Source organism: Lysobacterales bacterium (assembly GCA_016721845.1).
Taxonomy (GTDB): Bacteria; Pseudomonadota; Gammaproteobacteria; order Xanthomonadales; family Ahniellaceae; genus JADKHK01.
This window is the reverse complement of sequence record JADKHK010000013.1, coordinates 153,442-169,964: the sequence shown is the minus strand read 5'-3', so window position 1 is coordinate 169,964 and position 16,523 is coordinate 153,442. Positions and strand designations below refer to the sequence as shown.

Genomic DNA, 16,523 nt, shown 5'->3' with positions numbered 1-16,523 from the left:
GAATTCAGCCGCGGTCCCGGAATTGCCCGGGCCGAAGGCCGAGCGTGAGCAGGACCACGGCGTACATCACGGCACCGGCCAGCACGGCACCGAGCAGCCAGGCCACGCGGTGAAGGGCGTGCAGCGCGGACCATTCGCCCGCCAGAGCACGCAACGCGATCAGCGTCGCGACCATGGCCGCGCCGGCGAGCACGAGCTTGAGCAGATAGGCCGGCCATCCGGGTTGCGCGGTGAAGATCTGTTGACGGCGCAGCGCGACGAACAGCCAGAGCGCGTTGACCAATCCGGCGACGCCGGTGGCGAGCGCGATGCCGGCATGACCGCCGATCGTGTGATTCATCGCCAGCGGCGTCACGATTGCGACGGTCAAACCGACATTGGCAGCCACCGTCCAGAGTGCCGCGCGCATCGGCGTCCTGGTGTCCTGGCGCGCGTAAAACGCCGGCAGCAGCACCTTGCTGGCCATGAACGCGGGCACGCCGATGCTCATCGCCATCAGGCTCCACGCTGCCATCTGGGTGTCGTGCGCGGTAAAGCGGCCGTAGTTGTAGACAGTCGCGGTGATCGGTTCGGCGAGGAACATCAGCCCGAGACCGGCCGGCCAACCGACCAGCAGGACCAGGCGCAGGCCCCAATCCAGCGAATGCGAATAGCCCGCCTGATCCTGTGCAGCGAAGCGGCGCGACAGATGCGGCAGGATCACCGTGCCGATCGCGACCCCGAACAAACCGAGCGGAAACTCGATCAGCCGGTCCGAGTAATACAGCCAGTCCTGCGACCCATCCGCCAGCAGCGACGCGAACACGGTGCCCACCAGCAGGTTTACCTGCGCCACCGACGACGAGAACAGGGTCGGGATCATCAAGCTGCCGACGCGGCGCACGTCCGCATGGCGGAAACCGAGCTTGAAGCGCGGCCGCAGGCCCAGCCGCGCCAGCGCCGGCCACAACAGGGCGAGTTGCAGGAAGCCAGCCGCAAGCACGCCCCAGGCCAGCGCCTTCGGCGGCACGTCCATGCGCGGCGCCAGCAGCAGCATCGCGGCAATCACGGTGAGGTTGTGCAGCACCGGCGTGAAGGCGGCCAGGCCGAATTTGCCGAAACTGTTCAATACCGAGGCGCACAAGGCCATCAGCGAAATGAACACCAGGTACGGGAAAGTGATGCGCAGCATCTGCGCCGTCAGCGCGAACTTCTCCGGCTCATCCAATGCGCCCGGCGTGAACACGGTCGCGATCAATGGCGCCGCGAGCATGCCGACGCCGGCGACCACGAAGACAACGGCCGCCAGCGAACCCGCCATGTGATCGATGAAGTCGCGCAGCGCCGCGGGGTCCTTGCGCTCGCGAATCTCGTTCAGCACCGGCACGAAGGCCATCGCCATCGAACCTTCGGCAAACACGCGGCGCAGGAAATTCGGAATGCGGTAGGCGACGATGAAGGCGCTCATCGCACCGCCGGTGCCGAACAGCGTGGCCTGCAGCATGTCGCGGGCAAAGCCGGCGATGCGCGACAGAAAGGTCATCGCCGTGAACACCAGGGTCGAACGCAGCAGCTTCATGAACGGGCACCCGGCACGACCGATTGACTCGGGCCGGCGATGCCCGGATAATTCGCGACCTTTTTCACCCCCCCGAATATCGGAGTCCAGCTGTGGCCAATATCAAGTCCGCGAAGAAGCGCGCGGTTCAGGCGGAAAAGCACCGCCTGCACAACAACAGTCAGCGTTCGCAGATGCGTACGGCCGTCAAGAACGTGCTGAAGCTGATCGAGTCCGGCAACAAGGCCGGCGCAGAAACCGCATTCAAGACCGCGGAATCGCTGCTCGACCGTTTTGCCGGTCGCGGCCAGATCCACAAGAACAAGGCCTCGCGCCACAAGAGCCGCATCACGGCCCGAATCCGCGCGATGGCTTGATACGAGGCTGCCCTGCTTCGTGTTGACGAAAAAGCCGGCGCAAGCCGGCTTTTTTTTGGGCTGGCTATCGTGGGTACAGGCCACAAGGGCAGAAGCCACAAGCGCAGTTGAAGTCACGTCAGGCCTTGGCGTCCGCCGCTTCACGCTTCTCGGCCTCGATGAAGGCCATGGCCTTCTTCACCACCGCGTCGCAACCCTCGCCGGTCGCCGCCGACACCGCGAACCACGGCTTGCGGCCCCAGCGCAGGCGCTTGACCAACGCTTCCAGACGCGCGTCGCGGTCTTCTTCGGCGATCAGGTCGATCTTGTTGAACACCAGCCAGCGCGGACGCTTGGCCAGTTCGGCGTCGAACTTCTTCAATTCCTTCTCGATCGTCTTGACCTGCTCGACCGGATCGATGGCTTCGTCCATCGGCGCCACGTCGACCACATGCAGCAGCAAACTGGTGCGCGACACGTGCTTCAGGAACTGGATGCCTAGCCCCGCACCTTCGGCCGCCCCCTCGATCACGCCCGGAATATCGGCGATGACGAAGCTGTGGTCGCGACTGATCGAGACCACGCCGAGGTTCGGATACAGGGTCGTGAACGGGTAGTCCGCGACCTTCGGCGTCGCCGCCGATACCGCGCGAATGAAGGTCGACTTGCCCGCATTCGGGAACCCGAGCAGCCCCACATCGGCCAGCAGCTTCAGCTCCAGGCGGATCTCGCGCTCGTCCCCCGGCGTGCCCGGTTGGGCCCGACGCGGCGAGCGGTTGGTCGAGGACTTGAACACCATGTTGCCGGCGCCGCCCTTGCCGCCCTGCGCAACCAGCGCGCGCTGGCCGTGGCGGGTCAGGTCGGCGATGGTTTCTTCAGTATCGACGTTCATGATCGCGGTCCCGACCGGAACGCGGATCACCGTGTCTTCGCCCGCGGCGCCGGTCATCTGCCGGCCCATGCCGTTCTCGCCGCGCTTGGCACGAAACAGGCGTTCATGGCGGAAGTCGATCAGCGTGTTCAGGTTTTCGTCGGCCTGCACGATGACGCTGCCGCCGGCCCCGCCGTTGCCGCCGTCGGGGCCGCCGAGCGGAATGAATTTTTCGCGTCGGAAACTGACGCTGCCATTGCCGCCGGCTCCGGCGATCACCTTGATTTCAGCTTCGTCGACGAATTTCATGGCGGGAGGATGCGGGATTCTTCAGGAAACGGAAAGGCCGCGAGCGGTTTTTTCGCGGGCCGCTGGAATTCTGGGTTCCAGAAACAGGAAAGCCCCGCAGCGCGGGGCTCTCCGGTGAACCGAATGGTGCAGTCGCTCAGCGGACGCTGACGGTGCGACGGCCGCCGTTCGGACCCTTGACGCTGAACTCGACCGTGCCGTCCGACAATGCGAACAGGGTGTGGTCGCGGCCGAGGCCGACGTTCGTGCCCGGGTGGTATTCGGTCCCGCGCTGACGCACGATGATGTTGCCGGCTTCAACCGCCTGGCCACCAAAGAGCTTCACGCCCAGGTATTTCGGATTGGAATCGCGGCCGTTCCGGGTGGAACCTACGCCTTTTTTCTGTGCCATGGCTGCTCTCCTCGGCTCTTACTTGCTGATGCCAGTGATTTCGACTTCGGTGAAGTACTGACGGTGGCCCATCTGCTTGCGATGGTGCTTGCGGCGACGGAACTTGACGATCCGGATCTTCTCGCCACGGCCATGCGACTTGATCGTCGCGGTGACCGATGCACCCGCCACGGTCGGCGTGCCGACGCTGATCGCGTCGCCGTCGCCCACCAGAAGGACCTGGTCGAACTTCACCGAGGAACCCGCCTCGGCGTCGAGCTTCTCAACTCGCAGGGTTTCGCCCTGCATCACGCGGTACTGCTTACCGCCGGTGACTACAACTGCGTACATGATGGCAATGCCTCTGTCGTTATTTTGGCCATGGGCCGCGGCCGCGCTTGCTCCGGGGTCCCTTCCCCATCGGCTGGAACAGCCAAAAAGGGCGCGGATCATAGCCGCAACGCGCCCAAACGGTCAATGAATGACCATTCGATCGGGTTCGCGGGGCACCGGCTTTTTCACATCGTATCGCGACCCGCGGCTGCTAGCCTTGCCGGCTTCCTCGGAGGATGTCGGGTGATGGACACGATCCGCCTGCGCGGTGCGCGCACGCACAATCTCAAGAACATCGATCTCGACTTGCCGCGCGACAAGTTGATCGTCATCACCGGCCTGTCCGGTTCGGGCAAGTCCTCGCTGGCCTTCGACACCATCTATGCCGAGGGCCAGCGCCGCTACGTCGAGTCGCTGTCGGCGTATGCGCGGCAATTCCTGTCGGTGATGGAGAAACCCGACATCGACCACATCGAAGGCCTGTCGCCGGCGATATCGATCGAGCAGAAATCGACCTCGCACAATCCGCGCTCGACGGTCGGCACCATCACCGAAATCTACGACTACCTGCGATTGCTTTACGCGCGCACCGGTACGCCGCACTGCCCGGACCACGGCCAACCACTGGCGGCACAGACGGTCTCGCAGATGGTCGATGCCACCCTCGCGCTTGATCCGGACACGCGCTACATGCTGCTCGCGCCGGTCATCCGCGAGCGCAAGGGCGAGCACCTGCAGGTGTTCGAGCAGCTGCGCGCGCAAGGCTACGTGCGCGTGCGCGTGAATGGCGACATCCACGAAATCGATGCGGTACCGAAGCTCGGCCTGCGCAACAAGCACAGCATCGATGTCGTGGTCGACCGCTTCAAGCCCAAGGCCGACCTGAAGCAGCGACTCGCGGAAAGTTTCGAGAATGCGCTCAAGCTCAGCGAGGGCATGGTCATCGTCGCCGAAATGGATGCGAAGGTCGCGAAGGAAATCCTGTTTTCGTCGAAGTTCAGCTGCCCGATCTGCGACTACTCGCTGTCGGAACTGGAACCACGACTGTTCTCGTTCAACTCGCCGGTCGGCGCCTGCAGCAAGTGCGACGGCCTCGGCGTCACCCAGTTCTTCGATCCGGCGCGTGTCGTCGCGCATCCGGAGCTGGCGCTGGCGAATGGCGCGATCCGCAGCTGGGACCGCCGCAACAGCTATTACTTCGCGATGATCCTGGCGCTGTCGAAACACTACGGCTTCGATGTTGAAACGCCGTGGCAGCAGTTGCCGAAGGACGTGCGCGACAAGGTGCTGCACGGCAGCGGCAGCGAGGAAATCAATTTCCGCTACGCCAGCGAGTCCGGCGGCCTGACGGTGAACCGCAAGCATCGCTTCGAGGGCATCCTGCCGAATCTGGAGCGTCGCTACCGCGAGACCGAATCGGCGATGGTGCGCGAGGAACTGGCGAAGTTCATCAGCGAACGTCCCTGCCCCGAATGTGCCGGACAACGGCTCGGGCGCGCGGCGCGCCATGTGTTCGTGGGCGGCAAGGCCTTGCCTGCGGTGACCGCCTGGCCGGTCGAGGAGACCCAGCGCTTCTTCGAGCACCTGCACCTCGATGGCTGGCGCGGCGAGATCGCGGCCAAGATCGTCAAGGAGATCCGCGAACGCCTGCGCTTCCTGATCGATGTCGGTCTCGACTATCTCACGCTGGATCGCAAGGCCGATTCGCTCTCGGGCGGCGAAGCGCAGCGCATCCGGCTCGCCTCGCAGATCGGCGCCGGACTGGTCGGCGTGATGTATGTGCTCGACGAGCCCTCGATCGGCCTGCACCAGCGCGACAACGAACGCCTGCTGGCCACGCTCACGCGCCTGCGCGACCTCGGCAACACCGTCATCGTGGTCGAGCATGACGAGGACGCGATCCGCAGCGCCGACCATATCCTCGACATCGGCCCCGGCGCCGGCGTGCATGGCGGCGAAATCGTCGCGCAGGGGCAACTCGCCGACATTCTCGCCGCCAAGCGCTCATTGACCGGCGATTACCTGTCGGGCCGCAAATCGATCGCCGTGCCGGCCAAGCGCCACGCGCCCGATCCGGACAAATGGCTGCGCCTGCGCGATGCACACGGCAACAACCTGCAGCACGTCGATCTGGAAATTCCCGCCGGCCTGTTCGTCTGCGTCACCGGCGTATCCGGTTCGGGCAAGTCGACCCTGATCAACGACACCCTGTTCCGGATTGCCGCGATCGAACTGAATGGCGCCGCCGAACAGGCCGCGCCCTACGACAAGGTCGAAGGCATCGACCTGTTCGACAAGGTCGTCGACATCGACCAGAGCCCGATCGGGCGCACGCCGCGCTCGAATCCGGCGACCTACACGCAGCTGTTCACGCCGCTGCGCGAATTGTTCGCGCAGGTGCCGGAAGCGCGTGCGCGCGGCTACGAGGCCGGACGCTTCAGCTTCAACGTCAAGGGCGGTCGCTGCGAAGCTTGCCAGGGCGACGGCTTGCTGAAGGTCGAGATGCACTTCCTGCCCGACGTGTACGTGCCCTGCGACGTCTGCCACGGCAAACGCTACAACCGCGAGACGCTCGAGATCCTGTTCAAGGGTTACTCGATCCGCGACGTGCTGGAGATGACGGTCGAGGACGCGCTCGCAGTGTTCGAGAAAGTGCCGGTGATCGCTCGCAAGCTGCAGACCTTGATGGACGTGGGCCTGAGTTACATCAAGCTCGGCCAGAGCGCGACCACACTGTCCGGCGGCGAGGCGCAGCGCGTGAAACTCTCGCGCGAACTCTCGAAGCGCGACACCGGCCGCACGCTCTACATCCTCGATGAACCGACCACCGGCCTGCACTTCCACGATGTCGCGCAACTGCTCGGCGTGTTGCATCGGCTGCGCGACGACGGCAATACCGTCGTGGTGATCGAACACAATCTTGACGTGATCAAGACCGCCGACTGGATCGTCGACCTCGGGCCCGAAGGCGGCGCCCGCGGCGGTCGCATCCTCGCGGCTGGCACGCCGGAAGACATCGCGGCGAACGCTCACTCGCACACCGGGCATTTCCTGAAGCGACTGCTCGATCAACGTGTCGCGATGCCTGCCACCCCCAAGCCGGCGAAGAAGGCCGCGAAGAAGACGAAGCCATGAACGAGAACGAGAGGCCGCCGAAGCTGCTCGTCCGCGCCCCGGTGACGGTGCGCTGGGGCGACATGGATGCCTACAACCACGTCAACAATTCCGTCTACGCGACCTATGTCGAGGAAGCGCGAATTCGCTGGTTCAGCACCTTGCATCCGAACTGGAAGAGCGTCGAGGCGGCGCCGATCCTCGCAGCGCTGAACATGAACTTCCGCCGCCCGATCGAGTGGCCAGCGGAACTCGTCGTCGACATGCTGGCCGGTCGCATCGGTCGCAGTTCGTTCAACGCGATCTTCCGCATCGTCGATCGCGACCATCCGGAACGGCTGTATGCCGAAGGCGACAGCGTGATCGTGTGGATGGATCCGCGCAGCGGCAAGTCGATCGAACTGCCGGCGCACGTGCGCGCGGCATTGACCTGACTATTCGCTGCGCACGACCAGCTTGGTCGTCACGGCCGCCCCCGCGCCACTGATCGTGATCATAACCTCGTCACCGGCGCTCAACGCACGTTGCGGCCGGAACATCATCAGGTGCAGGCCGCCGGGTTTCAGTTCGACTTTGCCGTGCGCAGGTACGCGCAACTCGGGTACGCGGCGCATGCGCATCGTGCCGGCGTCGTCGAACATGGTGTGGATTTCGATCGCACCAAAATCGGCACTCTCGACGCTTGTCAACACGACCTCGGTGTCGCCGACGTTTTCGATCACCAGATAACCGGCGCGCACCTGGGCCACCGGCGGCGCGGCGCGGATCCAGCCATCGCGGGCGCGGAGTGCAGCCTCGTCGGCGGGTGCCGCGGACGAGACCATCAGTAGGAACAAGGCGAATGCGCGCAGCGACATGGCATCGGGACCGTATGGACGAGCGGGCTATGATACGCCCCCGTTCCGAAGCCACCGGTGAACCGCATGCTTGAGCGCATCGAACACGAGTCCCGCATCCTCGAATTGCGCCTCGCGCGCCCGCCGGTGAATGCGCTGTCGCCCGCGCTGGTCGCGCAACTGCGTCCGGCGCTTGCGGACGCGGCCGGACAGGGCTTTCGTGCGTTGGTGTTGTCGGGTGCTCCGAAGATTTTTTCCGGCGGACTCGATGTCGTCGAACTGATCGAGCTCGACCGCAACGGCATGATCGCGTTCTGGGGTGATTTCTTCGGACTGATGGCGACGCTGGCGCGCAGTCCGATCCCGACGGTCGCGGCGATCACCGGACATTCACCGGCAGGCGGCGCGGTGCTGTCGATCTTCTGCGACTACCGCGTGATGGCGCGCTCACCCGATCCCGAAAAGCCCTTCCGCATCGGCCTGAACGAGGTTCAGGTCGGGCTGACGGTGCCGGAAGTGATCCAGCTCGCGCTGCGTCGCCTGGTCGGTGCGCACCGGGCCGAGCGACTGATGGTGGCGGGCGCAATGATCGACAGCGACGAAGCCCTGCGCATCGGCTTCGTCGATGAAGTCGTGTCCATCGACGACGTGGTGCCGCGCGCACTGGCCTGGTGCCGCCAGCATCTGGCCCTGCCGCCACTGGCGATGGCCAACACGCGTCGCTTCGCACGCCGTGATCTCGCCGAGATCATGGGCGACCCGAGCCGCTTCCCGGCCGAAGACTTCGCCGATGGCTGGTTCGGCGATGAAACCCAGACGGTATTGCGCTCACTCGTCGACCGGATGAAGTCGAAGGCTTAGTCGACGCCGAGCGCGAACGGGCGACGGCGATCGCTGACCCAACCGCTCCAGGACGGCGCGAACAGGGTCGACCCCTGCAGACCCGCGTGTTCCATCGCCAGCAGGTTGTGGCACGCGGTCACGCCCGAGCCACACATGTGCACGACGCGTGCCGGCGCGACGCCACCGAGCAGGCTCATCCATTCGGCGCGCAACATCGCGGCCGACTTGAAGCGTCCGCCGGGATCAAGGTTGTCGGCAAACGGACGATTCAGCGCACCCGGCACATGACCGGCGACCGGATCGAGCGGCTCGGCCTCGCCTCGGAAACGCGGCGCCGCGCGGGCGTCGACCAGCCGTCGCGACGGATCGTCGCGCAACGCTTCGACCTCGGGGAAATCCACGGTCTCGGCGGCATCGAACCGAATCGCGACTGCGGTCGGCGCGAAGTTCGGAACAGTCGCAGTAACGGGCGCGTGCGCGGCGACCCAAGCGGCAAATCCGCCATCAAGCACGCGGACGTCACGATGCCCGATGGCTTTCAGCATCCACCACAGGCGCGCCGAGAAACTCGCGTTCGCATCGTCGTAGACGACCCAGGCCTGATCCGGTGCATAGCCGACCGACGCGAGCCAGTGCGACCACGTCGCCGACTCGGGCAGCGGATGCCGACCCAGCCCGCTGCGGGCGTGGTCGGACAAGTCGCGGTCGAGGTGGGCGTAGACCGCACCGGGCAGATGGCCAGCCCGATACGCCGCTTCGCCCCTGCCGGTATCGGCCAGATCGAAACGCACGTCGGCGATGCGCAAGGCGGGATCACCGAGGCGCGCGCGCAAGGCCTCGACGCCGATCAGCACCTCGTTCATCCCGATTTCTCCATGCGATCACGCAGATTGATCAGCATCGCCGCGGTCGCACCCCAGATGCGGTGCCCGGCGAACTCGAATTCGTGGATCTCGCGGCGCAACCCGCGGTATTCGACATGCTGCACGCGATGGGCGCTGCGATCGAAGAACAGCGACAGCGGCGCCTCGAAGGCTTCGGCCACTTCGTCCGGATTCGGGTTCAATACGAAGCCCGGCTGGACCAGTGCCACGACCGGCAGCACGCGATAGGCCGAGATGGTCTCGAACGGGTCGAGATAGCCGAGCGGTGACACGAACCCGGCGCCGAGCCCGACTTCCTCGTCGGCCTCGCGCAGCGCCGCCGCGATTGCATCGGCATCGCCGGGATCGATGCGGCCGCCGGGAAAACTGATTTGCCCGGCGTGCGTCGCCAGATTTTCCGTGCGCCGTGTCAGCAGCACGGTCGGCACCTCGTGCTCGACGATGCCGACCAGTACCGCTGCGGGCGCGAGCCGCGCCGAGTCCGGCAGCACATCGGCGAGTTGCGCGCGGTTCCAGCCCGGACCGGACGGCGGCTGGCCAAGGCCGTGCAGCGCCGCGCGCAGGCGCTCGATGTCGAATCGCTCAGCCACGCGCAGCCTCGCGTGCCGGCAGCACGTCATCCATCAGCACACGACGCTGTTCATCACCCATACCGCCCCAGTGCGCGATCTCGTCCAGCGTGCGGGCACACCCTTCGCACAAGCCATCGGCGGCCATCGTGCATACGCCGATGCAGGGCGTGACGATCGGGCGCGGTTTCGGAGGCGGGAACAGGTTCATCGGTCGTTTCATGGCATTCGAAAGCAACGAGGCCGGGTGCAGATGCAACCGGCCTCGCAGGGTTCACGTCAGCGTCGGATTACTTGACGTCGACGAGCTTGATCTCAAACACGAGGGCTTCGTTCGGACCGATCGGACCCTGGCCGCGCATGCCGTAGGCCTGCTCCGGCGGCAGGAAGATCTGCCAATGGTCGCCGACCTTCATCATCGGCAGCACGTCCTGCCAGCCCTTGAGCACCGCGTCGACCTTGAACTTGGCCGGCACGCCGCGCGCGAACGAGCTGTCGAACTCGAGGCCGCTGGTCAGCGAACCACGGTAATGCACGGTCACTTCGCTGTTCTTCAGCGGGCGCTTGCCGTTGCCTTCCTCGATGACGCGGTACTGGATGCCCGACGGCAGCGTGACGATGCCCTTCTTGACCTTGTTCTCGGCCAGGAACTTGTCGGACTTGGCCTTGTTCTCGCGGGCCATCTGCTCGTACTTGGCCTTGGCTTCGGTCATCAGCTTTTCGCGCATCTTGTCGAGCGCGGCGCGCATCTGGTCGGCCGGCACCGTCGGCGGACGCTTGGCGAGGCCGTCCTGGATGCCACGGATCACCGTGTTGACGTCGACGTCCATCTTCTTGTCGACGAAGTCGGTACCGATCTCGAAACCGATCGCGTAGCTCAACTTGCCTTTTTCGGTGCTGGTGTCCTGCGCGGCAACGCTGCCGATCGCAAGTGCCGCGAACAACGCGGCGCCAAAGCGGATGCTCATTCGTACTCTCCGGGGTTGAAATCGACGACCGGACCGCGAGGCAGTCAGGGCGGAAGCCGGACATTCTAGCGGCTCGGCCCTGGTCCTGCCACGCGCGGCCAGAACCGCCATTGAACGCGCGTGGCGCAGAAAGTTCCCGGTCCAGCACTTACACTGCGCGCCCCTTCCGGAAACCGACCATGCCCTACGCCAATCTGCTGATCGACACCGCCGCGGGCATCCGCACCATCACGATCAACCGCCCCGACAAGCTGAACGCGCTGAACCGCGATACCGTGACCGAATTGCGCGCGGCCTTCGAACAAGCCGCGACCGACCCCCGCGTGCGCGTGATCGTGCTGGCCGGCAGCGGTGCCAAGGCATTTGTCGCCGGCGCCGACATAACCGAGCTGGCGAAGCTGTCGCCGGTCGAGGCGCTGGAATTCTCGCGCTACGGCCAGGAACTGATGCTGCGCATCGAACGTTACGGCAAGCCGGTGATCGCGAAGATCCAGGGCTTTGCGCTCGGCGGCGGGCTGGAACTGGCCATGGCCTGCCATCTGCGCATCGCCTCGGACGCGGCAAAGATCGGCCAGCCCGAGATCAACCTCGGCGTGATCCCGGGTTTCGGCGGTACGCAACGCCTGTTGCGCCTCGCGGGACGCTCGGCGACCCTGGAACTATGCCTGCTCGGCCACCACATCGGCGCGCAGCGTGCATACGAACTCGGCGCCTTGACGCGGGTCGTCGCGGCCGAGCAGCTCGACGCCGAAGTGCAGAAGATCGCCGAACAACTCGCGACATCGGCACCGCAGGCCGTGCGTGGCGTGCTTGATGCCGTGCTGATCGGCGGCGAGACGCATATCGATGCCGGCCTCGACTACGAGTCGCAGGCCTTCGCGATCTGCGCCGCGACCGCTGACATGAAGGAAGGCACCACCGCCTTCCTGGAACGTCGCAAACCGGTGTTTCGCGGGCAGTAACGTCCGCGGGAATGATCGCGGGACGGAGCCCGCTCCCACGACGGCACCGATCTCAGTGGGAGCGGGCTCCGTCCCGCGATGCCCCTGCCCTTCAGCCGAAGAACACCGCGGCAAACTTGTTGCCATCGAGATCGCGGAAATAGCCGGCGTAGAAGCCGTCGCCCCGCTGACCCGGCGCGCCTTCATCGGTGCCGCCGAGCGACAATGCCTTGGCGTGCACGCGGTCGACCTGTTCCTTGCTGCTGGCCGCGAGCGCGACCATCGAGCCATTGCTAATCGTCGCCGAATTGCCATTGAACGGCTTGATCACACCGATACCGGGATTCTGGTCGCCGTTCGACCAGGCCGTACCGGTGTCGCCTTCCCACACGTGCTTGGCATTGAACTCGGCGAACAGGGCTTCGAAAAAAGCGACGGCGCGCGGCAGGTCGTTGGTGCCGACCAGGGTGTAGGCAATCATGGGTGTACTCCTCCGTTGGGACCGCCGTTGTCGCGCCGAAGCGCTCAAGCGTCAAGTGGCGGAACGGACAAGGACGGCGCGTTTCATTCGAAGCCATCCTTCAGCAGGATCGGCACTGGTTCGCCATAGATGAAGTCGTCGGTCACGACGATGTCGCGGAAGTTCGGCGAGCCCGGCGAATCGTCCGGGCCGATGGCGGCATTCCCGAGCGAGACGCGGACCCGGGCGATGCCTTGATCGCCGCCATTGAGATGGATGCCGAGGAAGGACAAGCCGCCGGCCGACGGCGACGCCGCGAACGCACCGATCGAGACATCGTTCGCATCGAACGCCTGCAAGGCCGTCGTGCCCGCGATGTCGACATCCGCGAACACCAGACCGAATCCGGAAACGGTGGCGGGCACGTTGCCGGCAACCGCCGAACCGGTCAGCGGCACGAAGAAGATGATGTCGAACACGTTGCCGGACAAGGGCGTGAACAGCTTCTGCGCCGAGAACGGCTGGAACTGCGCCGCATAGGTCGCATTGAGGTTCGTGAATTCGACGCCGACGCCATTGCCGCTGGTACTGGTATCGCTGACCATGAAGCCGTTGACCGGAGGACTCGCGACGAAGAACAGACCACGCTGCGAATTCTGATTGAAGAATCCGGCCGGCAGCGTGTTCGGCGCCGAGAAACCGTTGGGCACCGCATCCCAATTGACCTCGCGACGCCCGCCGACGCCGGAAAAGACACCGACGCCATTGTTGGCACCACCAAGGTCGGCACGGAACTGGTCGACCGTCGCCTGGATCGCTGCGGGATTGGCGCCGCTGGCGCTACGCACGGTCAGTTGCGCGTGAACCCCCAATGCAGTCATTGCGAGCACGCAGCACAGCAGTTTCCGGATCATGGCGAGCAGTCCTGTCGCGTCGAGATCGACGCAGCGGCATCATTCCATCGCGGGCACCGCACCGGACCCGACGTTCGTCAGGTGAAGCGTGCCCCTCGGATTGCGCCATGCCCGCCAACGATCAGGGAGTGGCGTACTCCCGCAGCGTCACACTCAGCCGCTGCTTTGGATCGCCCCGGTACAAGACATCCGACACGCCCCAGGCATTGTCGGCCCGCTCGAGTTCGACGACATTCGTCCACACCACGACGCGATTGCGCGACGCCTTCGGGAAGCGCTCGTCGATGTAGATCGCGGTGACCTCGACCTGAGCGCGCGCGCCGTCGATGCGCGGTTCGCCGAGCGCGACCTCGGTAGCGCCCTCGACGCTGCCGACGATCAGATCACCTTCGAGGAATTCCGGTTTTTCGTCCGGAGCGGTGGCCTTGACGTATTCGGCCTCGGCCGCTTTCGCCTGCTCGAAGGCCACGACCAGCGCGGGTGCGAGGAACGGGTCGAGCAGACTGCGGTCCGCCTCCAGGCCGGAACCCGGGTGTTTCAGCGCCCAACCGCAGACCCCATTCAGCACCTGGAGGATGCGGTCCCTGTCTGGCGGCAGCGGCGTCAGCGCCTGCACCAGCGACAGGGCACCCATCAAGCCGATCGCCATCACCGCACGCGCCCAGCGCTTCATCGCTCGATCTCCGGCGCCGCGACGGCTGTGGCGGCGGCCGCCTGTTCGTCGGCTTCGTCGGCTTCGACCGCCCAGCGCTCCCTATCCGCGGCACGATCGGCGTCCATCCAGTGATCCTCGAAGTAACGCATCGGCTGTTCGTGCAGCAGATCGACCCCGAACACGCGCCCCTGCACGCGCAACACGGCGCGGTCTCCGACAGCGTCGTGTTCCTCGATCCGTACGCTGTCGAGAATGGCATCGGCATCGACGTCATAGGCCGCGAGCACGCGCTTGACGGTGCGGATGAGTTCGTCGCCATGAATGGCCGCTTCTTCGAAACGCAGGCTCTCCACGTCGTCGATGCGCTTGAGCCCGGTGCCTCGCGCGAGTTGCGCGATGGACATCACCGCCTGACGCAGACGCACCTCGTCGGCGAAATCGACGCGACCGGTCCAGTCCTGCACCGCATACATCAAGCGTGTCAGTTGCTGCACCTGGTCGGCGCTGAGCTTGCGGTCACCGGCGATGCCGGTGAGCAGCGCGCCGAAGCCGAGATTGAATTCCATCACGCGCTTCGAAGCGGTCTCTGTCAGCGCTGGCTGCCATTCCGCAACGAGCGCGTCGACGCCCTGGTCGCTGAGCAGTTTGTTCCACGTCTCCTGCATCGTGTCGTTCGCCTGCTCGGCCATATCGCGAGCGGTCGGATCCTGCTCGAGCGTTTCGGCCCGCCGCTGCTTGCTTCGCGCGGCGCGCTCATCCCACTCTGCGGCGATTTCGGCGAGGTCCTTGTCGTCGGACAAGGCCTCCTGCAGCGCGGCGAAATCGTTCTGCTTCAATGCCAGCAGCCCGGCGTTCAGGGCATCGCCGGCGCGCACTGGCGGCAACGACGCCGCCGAGCGAACCGGCGTTGCCGGCGGTTCCTTTTCGACCACAGCCTCGGCGAATGCGAGGCCCGACGCCATCATCCACACGACTGCGAGATACCGCTTCATTGCACTCTCCCTGAAGGCCTCGTGGAAACGCAGGTCGATGCTATCGGGGTTTGGCGCCCAAACCCGACCGCGAAGCCACCGCCTGCGGGCAGAATTCGGTGCAATCGCGGGCAGCGCCCTTCACACCTGCACCGTTTTCCAGCGCCCGCGCGCGAACAGCCAAAGCGTGAACACGCCGACCGACGTCTCCGACACGAACACCGCCCAGAACACGCCGCGATGGCCCCAGTCGAGTTGCAGGGCCAGCCACCACGCCAGCGGAATCTGGATCAGCCAGAAGAACACCAGGTTGATCCAGGTCGGCGTCATCGTGTCGCCGGCGCCGTTGAAGGCCTGCACCGCGACCATCCACCAGCCGTAGACGAAGAATGAATACGAGAGGATGCGCAGCCATTCCGAACCGATCGCGATCACCTTGGCGTCGTCGCTGAAGAACCCGATCAGCTCGCGCGGCAGCGCAAAGAACAACACCGAGACCAGGATCAGGTAGGCCATGTTGTAGCGACCGATCTGCCAGACCGCGGCTTCGGCACGATCCGGCTGATTGGCGCCGAGATTCTGGCCGACCAGGGTCGCCGCCGCGTTCGACATGCCCCAGGCCGGCATCATCACGAACATCATGATGCGTACCGTGATGGTGGCCCCGGCCACGACTTCGCTACCGAGCGTGGCCAGTACGCGCATCACGAAAATCCATGCGGTCATGCCGATCAGCATCTGGCCGACGCCACCGAGCGAAGTACGCACCAGATGCCAAAGCACTTCGCCACGCCAAGCGAGCTGCGCACCGAGCACGCGGATGTGCTGGCCGCCACGGAACAACATCCAGAGCTGGAACAACACGCCGATGCCGCGGCCGATATTGGTCGCGATCGCCGCGCCTTCGATGCCAAGCGCCGGAATCGGGCCAGCCCCGAAGATCAGCAGCGGGCACAGCAGGATGTTGAGTCCGTTCGCGAGCCACAACACACGCATCGCGATCGCCGCATCGCCGGCACCGCGGAAGATCGCGTTGATCACGAACAGCAGCATGATCACCGCGTTGCCGCCAAGCATCCATTGCGTGTAGCGATAGCCGTGCTCGATGCTCCAGGCATCCGCACCCATTAATCGCAGCAGATCTTGGGCATAGACGATGCCGACGACCGCCGGCACGATCGCAGCCAGCACCGCGACGATCATCGCCTGCACCGCCGTCACCGCCGCCTCGTCCGCCTTGCCCTCGCCGATGCGCCGCGCGATCAAGGCCGTGACCGCCATGGCCAGACCCATCGCCACCGAATACAGCAGGAACAGGTAACTCTCGGTCAGTCCGACCGTGGCCACCGCCGACGGCCCGAGCTTGGCGACGAAGAAGATGTCGACGATCGCGAACGTCGACTCCAGCACCAGTTCCAGCACCATCGGCACCGCCAGCAGGAACACCGCGCGCCGCAACGGAATCTTCGTGTAATCCGCATTCGTGCCGCGAATCGCCTCGCGCAACGCCGCCCAGTTCGACTGCGTCGTCACATCCTGCGCTGCTGCGGCACCACCTTGAGTCGGTTCGAGTTGCATCGCTGACCCCGCAC

General features: G+C 65.3%; 17 protein-coding genes and 1 pseudogene. 5 read left to right on the top strand and 13 right to left on the bottom strand.

Annotated features, from left to right (window positions below; genetic code table 11):
* Positions 1–4 precede the first annotated feature (4 nt).
* On the bottom strand, positions 5–1,558 hold the full coding sequence (gene murJ / locus IPP28_08110) for a murein biosynthesis integral membrane protein MurJ (protein MBL0040994.1): 1,554 nt from the start codon (positions 1,556–1,558) through the stop codon (positions 5–7).
* A 92-nt stretch (positions 1,559–1,650) separates the two neighbouring features.
* Here murJ and rpsT point away from each other — a divergent pair, with 92 nt between their 5' ends.
* Positions 1,651–1,914, top strand: a complete 264-nt coding sequence (gene rpsT / locus IPP28_08105) for a 30S ribosomal protein S20 (GenBank protein ID MBL0040993.1) — start codon at positions 1,651–1,653, stop codon at positions 1,912–1,914.
* A 118-nt stretch (positions 1,915–2,032) separates the two neighbouring features.
* Here rpsT and obgE read toward each other — a convergent pair whose 3' ends face one another.
* The 3 genes from obgE to rplU form a co-directional block, all read right to left on the bottom strand.
* Positions 2,033–3,073: a GTPase ObgE gene (obgE, locus tag IPP28_08100; protein ID MBL0040992.1), complete on the bottom strand. Its 1,041-nt coding sequence runs from the start codon at positions 3,071–3,073 to the stop codon at positions 2,033–2,035.
* Positions 3,074–3,209: 136 nt separating this feature from the next.
* Positions 3,210–3,464 carry a 50S ribosomal protein L27 gene (rpmA, locus tag IPP28_08095; GenBank protein MBL0040991.1) on the bottom strand — a complete coding sequence of 85 codons (255 nt, stop codon included), beginning with the start codon at positions 3,462–3,464 and terminating at the stop codon, positions 3,210–3,212.
* 18 nt (positions 3,465–3,482) lie between these two features.
* A complete protein-coding gene (rplU, locus tag IPP28_08090; GenBank protein ID MBL0040990.1) occupies positions 3,483–3,794 on the bottom strand; it encodes a 50S ribosomal protein L21 in 312 nt (103 codons plus the stop codon).
* 228 nt (positions 3,795–4,022) lie between these two features.
* Between rplU and uvrA the strand changes: the two genes are divergently transcribed.
* Both uvrA and IPP28_08080 read left to right on the top strand, forming a co-directional pair.
* Positions 4,023–6,911, top strand: coding sequence for an excinuclease ABC subunit UvrA (uvrA, locus tag IPP28_08085; protein ID MBL0040989.1), 2,889 nt, complete (start codon positions 4,023–4,025; stop codon positions 6,909–6,911).
* Positions 6,908–7,324, top strand: a complete 417-nt coding sequence (locus IPP28_08080) for an acyl-CoA thioesterase (GenBank protein ID MBL0040988.1) — start codon at positions 6,908–6,910, stop codon at positions 7,322–7,324. Before uvrA ends, IPP28_08080 begins: the two co-directional genes overlap by 4 nt.
* On the opposite strand, the gene IPP28_08075 is transcribed toward IPP28_08080, so the two are convergent.
* Positions 7,325–7,747 (bottom strand): copper chaperone PCu(A)C, encoded by a 423-nt coding sequence (locus tag IPP28_08075; protein MBL0040987.1) that lies wholly within the window; start codon positions 7,745–7,747, stop codon positions 7,325–7,327. It lies immediately after the preceding gene.
* 66 nt (positions 7,748–7,813) lie between these two features.
* On the opposite strand from IPP28_08075, the gene IPP28_08070 reads away from it, so the two are divergent.
* A complete protein-coding gene (locus tag IPP28_08070; GenBank protein MBL0040986.1) occupies positions 7,814–8,587 on the top strand; it encodes an enoyl-CoA hydratase/isomerase family protein in 774 nt (257 codons plus the stop codon).
* On the opposite strand, the gene IPP28_08065 is transcribed toward IPP28_08070, so the two are convergent.
* The 3 genes and pseudogenes from IPP28_08065 to IPP28_08055 form a co-directional block, all read right to left on the bottom strand.
* Entirely contained in the window at positions 8,584–9,432 is an 849-nt protein-coding gene (locus IPP28_08065) for a sulfurtransferase (protein ID MBL0040985.1), read from the bottom strand. The two genes, IPP28_08070 and IPP28_08065, sit on opposite strands and share 4 nt — an antisense overlap.
* A pseudogene (locus IPP28_08060) lies at positions 9,429–10,245 on the bottom strand (CoA pyrophosphatase). Before IPP28_08060 ends, IPP28_08065 begins: the two are co-directional and overlap by 4 nt.
* 67 nt (positions 10,246–10,312) lie before the next feature.
* The gene (locus IPP28_08055) at positions 10,313–10,990 is read right to left on the bottom strand and encodes an FKBP-type peptidyl-prolyl cis-trans isomerase (protein ID MBL0040984.1); all 678 of its coding nucleotides are present in this window, start codon (positions 10,988–10,990) and stop codon (positions 10,313–10,315) included.
* 179 nt (positions 10,991–11,169) lie between these two features.
* Between IPP28_08055 and IPP28_08050 the strand changes: the two genes are divergently transcribed.
* Positions 11,170–11,952, top strand: a complete 783-nt coding sequence (locus IPP28_08050; GenBank protein MBL0040983.1) for an enoyl-CoA hydratase/isomerase family protein — start codon at positions 11,170–11,172, stop codon at positions 11,950–11,952.
* Between the two features lie 91 nt (positions 11,953–12,043).
* On the opposite strand, the gene IPP28_08045 is transcribed toward IPP28_08050, so the two are convergent.
* The 5 genes from IPP28_08045 to IPP28_08025 form a co-directional block, all read right to left on the bottom strand.
* Entirely contained in the window at positions 12,044–12,412 is a 369-nt protein-coding gene (locus IPP28_08045) for a VOC family protein (protein ID MBL0040982.1), read from the bottom strand.
* Between the two features lie 83 nt (positions 12,413–12,495).
* Positions 12,496–13,305 (bottom strand): hypothetical protein, encoded by an 810-nt coding sequence (locus tag IPP28_08040; protein ID MBL0040981.1) that lies wholly within the window; start codon positions 13,303–13,305, stop codon positions 12,496–12,498.
* A gap of 121 nt (positions 13,306–13,426) precedes the next feature.
* Positions 13,427–13,978: a hypothetical protein gene (locus tag IPP28_08035; protein MBL0040980.1), complete on the bottom strand. Its 552-nt coding sequence runs from the start codon at positions 13,976–13,978 to the stop codon at positions 13,427–13,429.
* Positions 13,975–14,952: a hypothetical protein gene (locus IPP28_08030; protein ID MBL0040979.1), complete on the bottom strand. Its 978-nt coding sequence runs from the start codon at positions 14,950–14,952 to the stop codon at positions 13,975–13,977. The genes IPP28_08035 and IPP28_08030 overlap by 4 nt, the downstream gene beginning before the upstream one ends.
* A gap of 120 nt (positions 14,953–15,072) precedes the next feature.
* Positions 15,073–16,509 carry an MATE family efflux transporter gene (locus IPP28_08025; protein ID MBL0040978.1) on the bottom strand — a complete coding sequence of 479 codons (1,437 nt, stop codon included), beginning with the start codon at positions 16,507–16,509 and terminating at the stop codon, positions 15,073–15,075.
* Between the last annotated feature and the right edge of the window lie 14 nt (positions 16,510–16,523).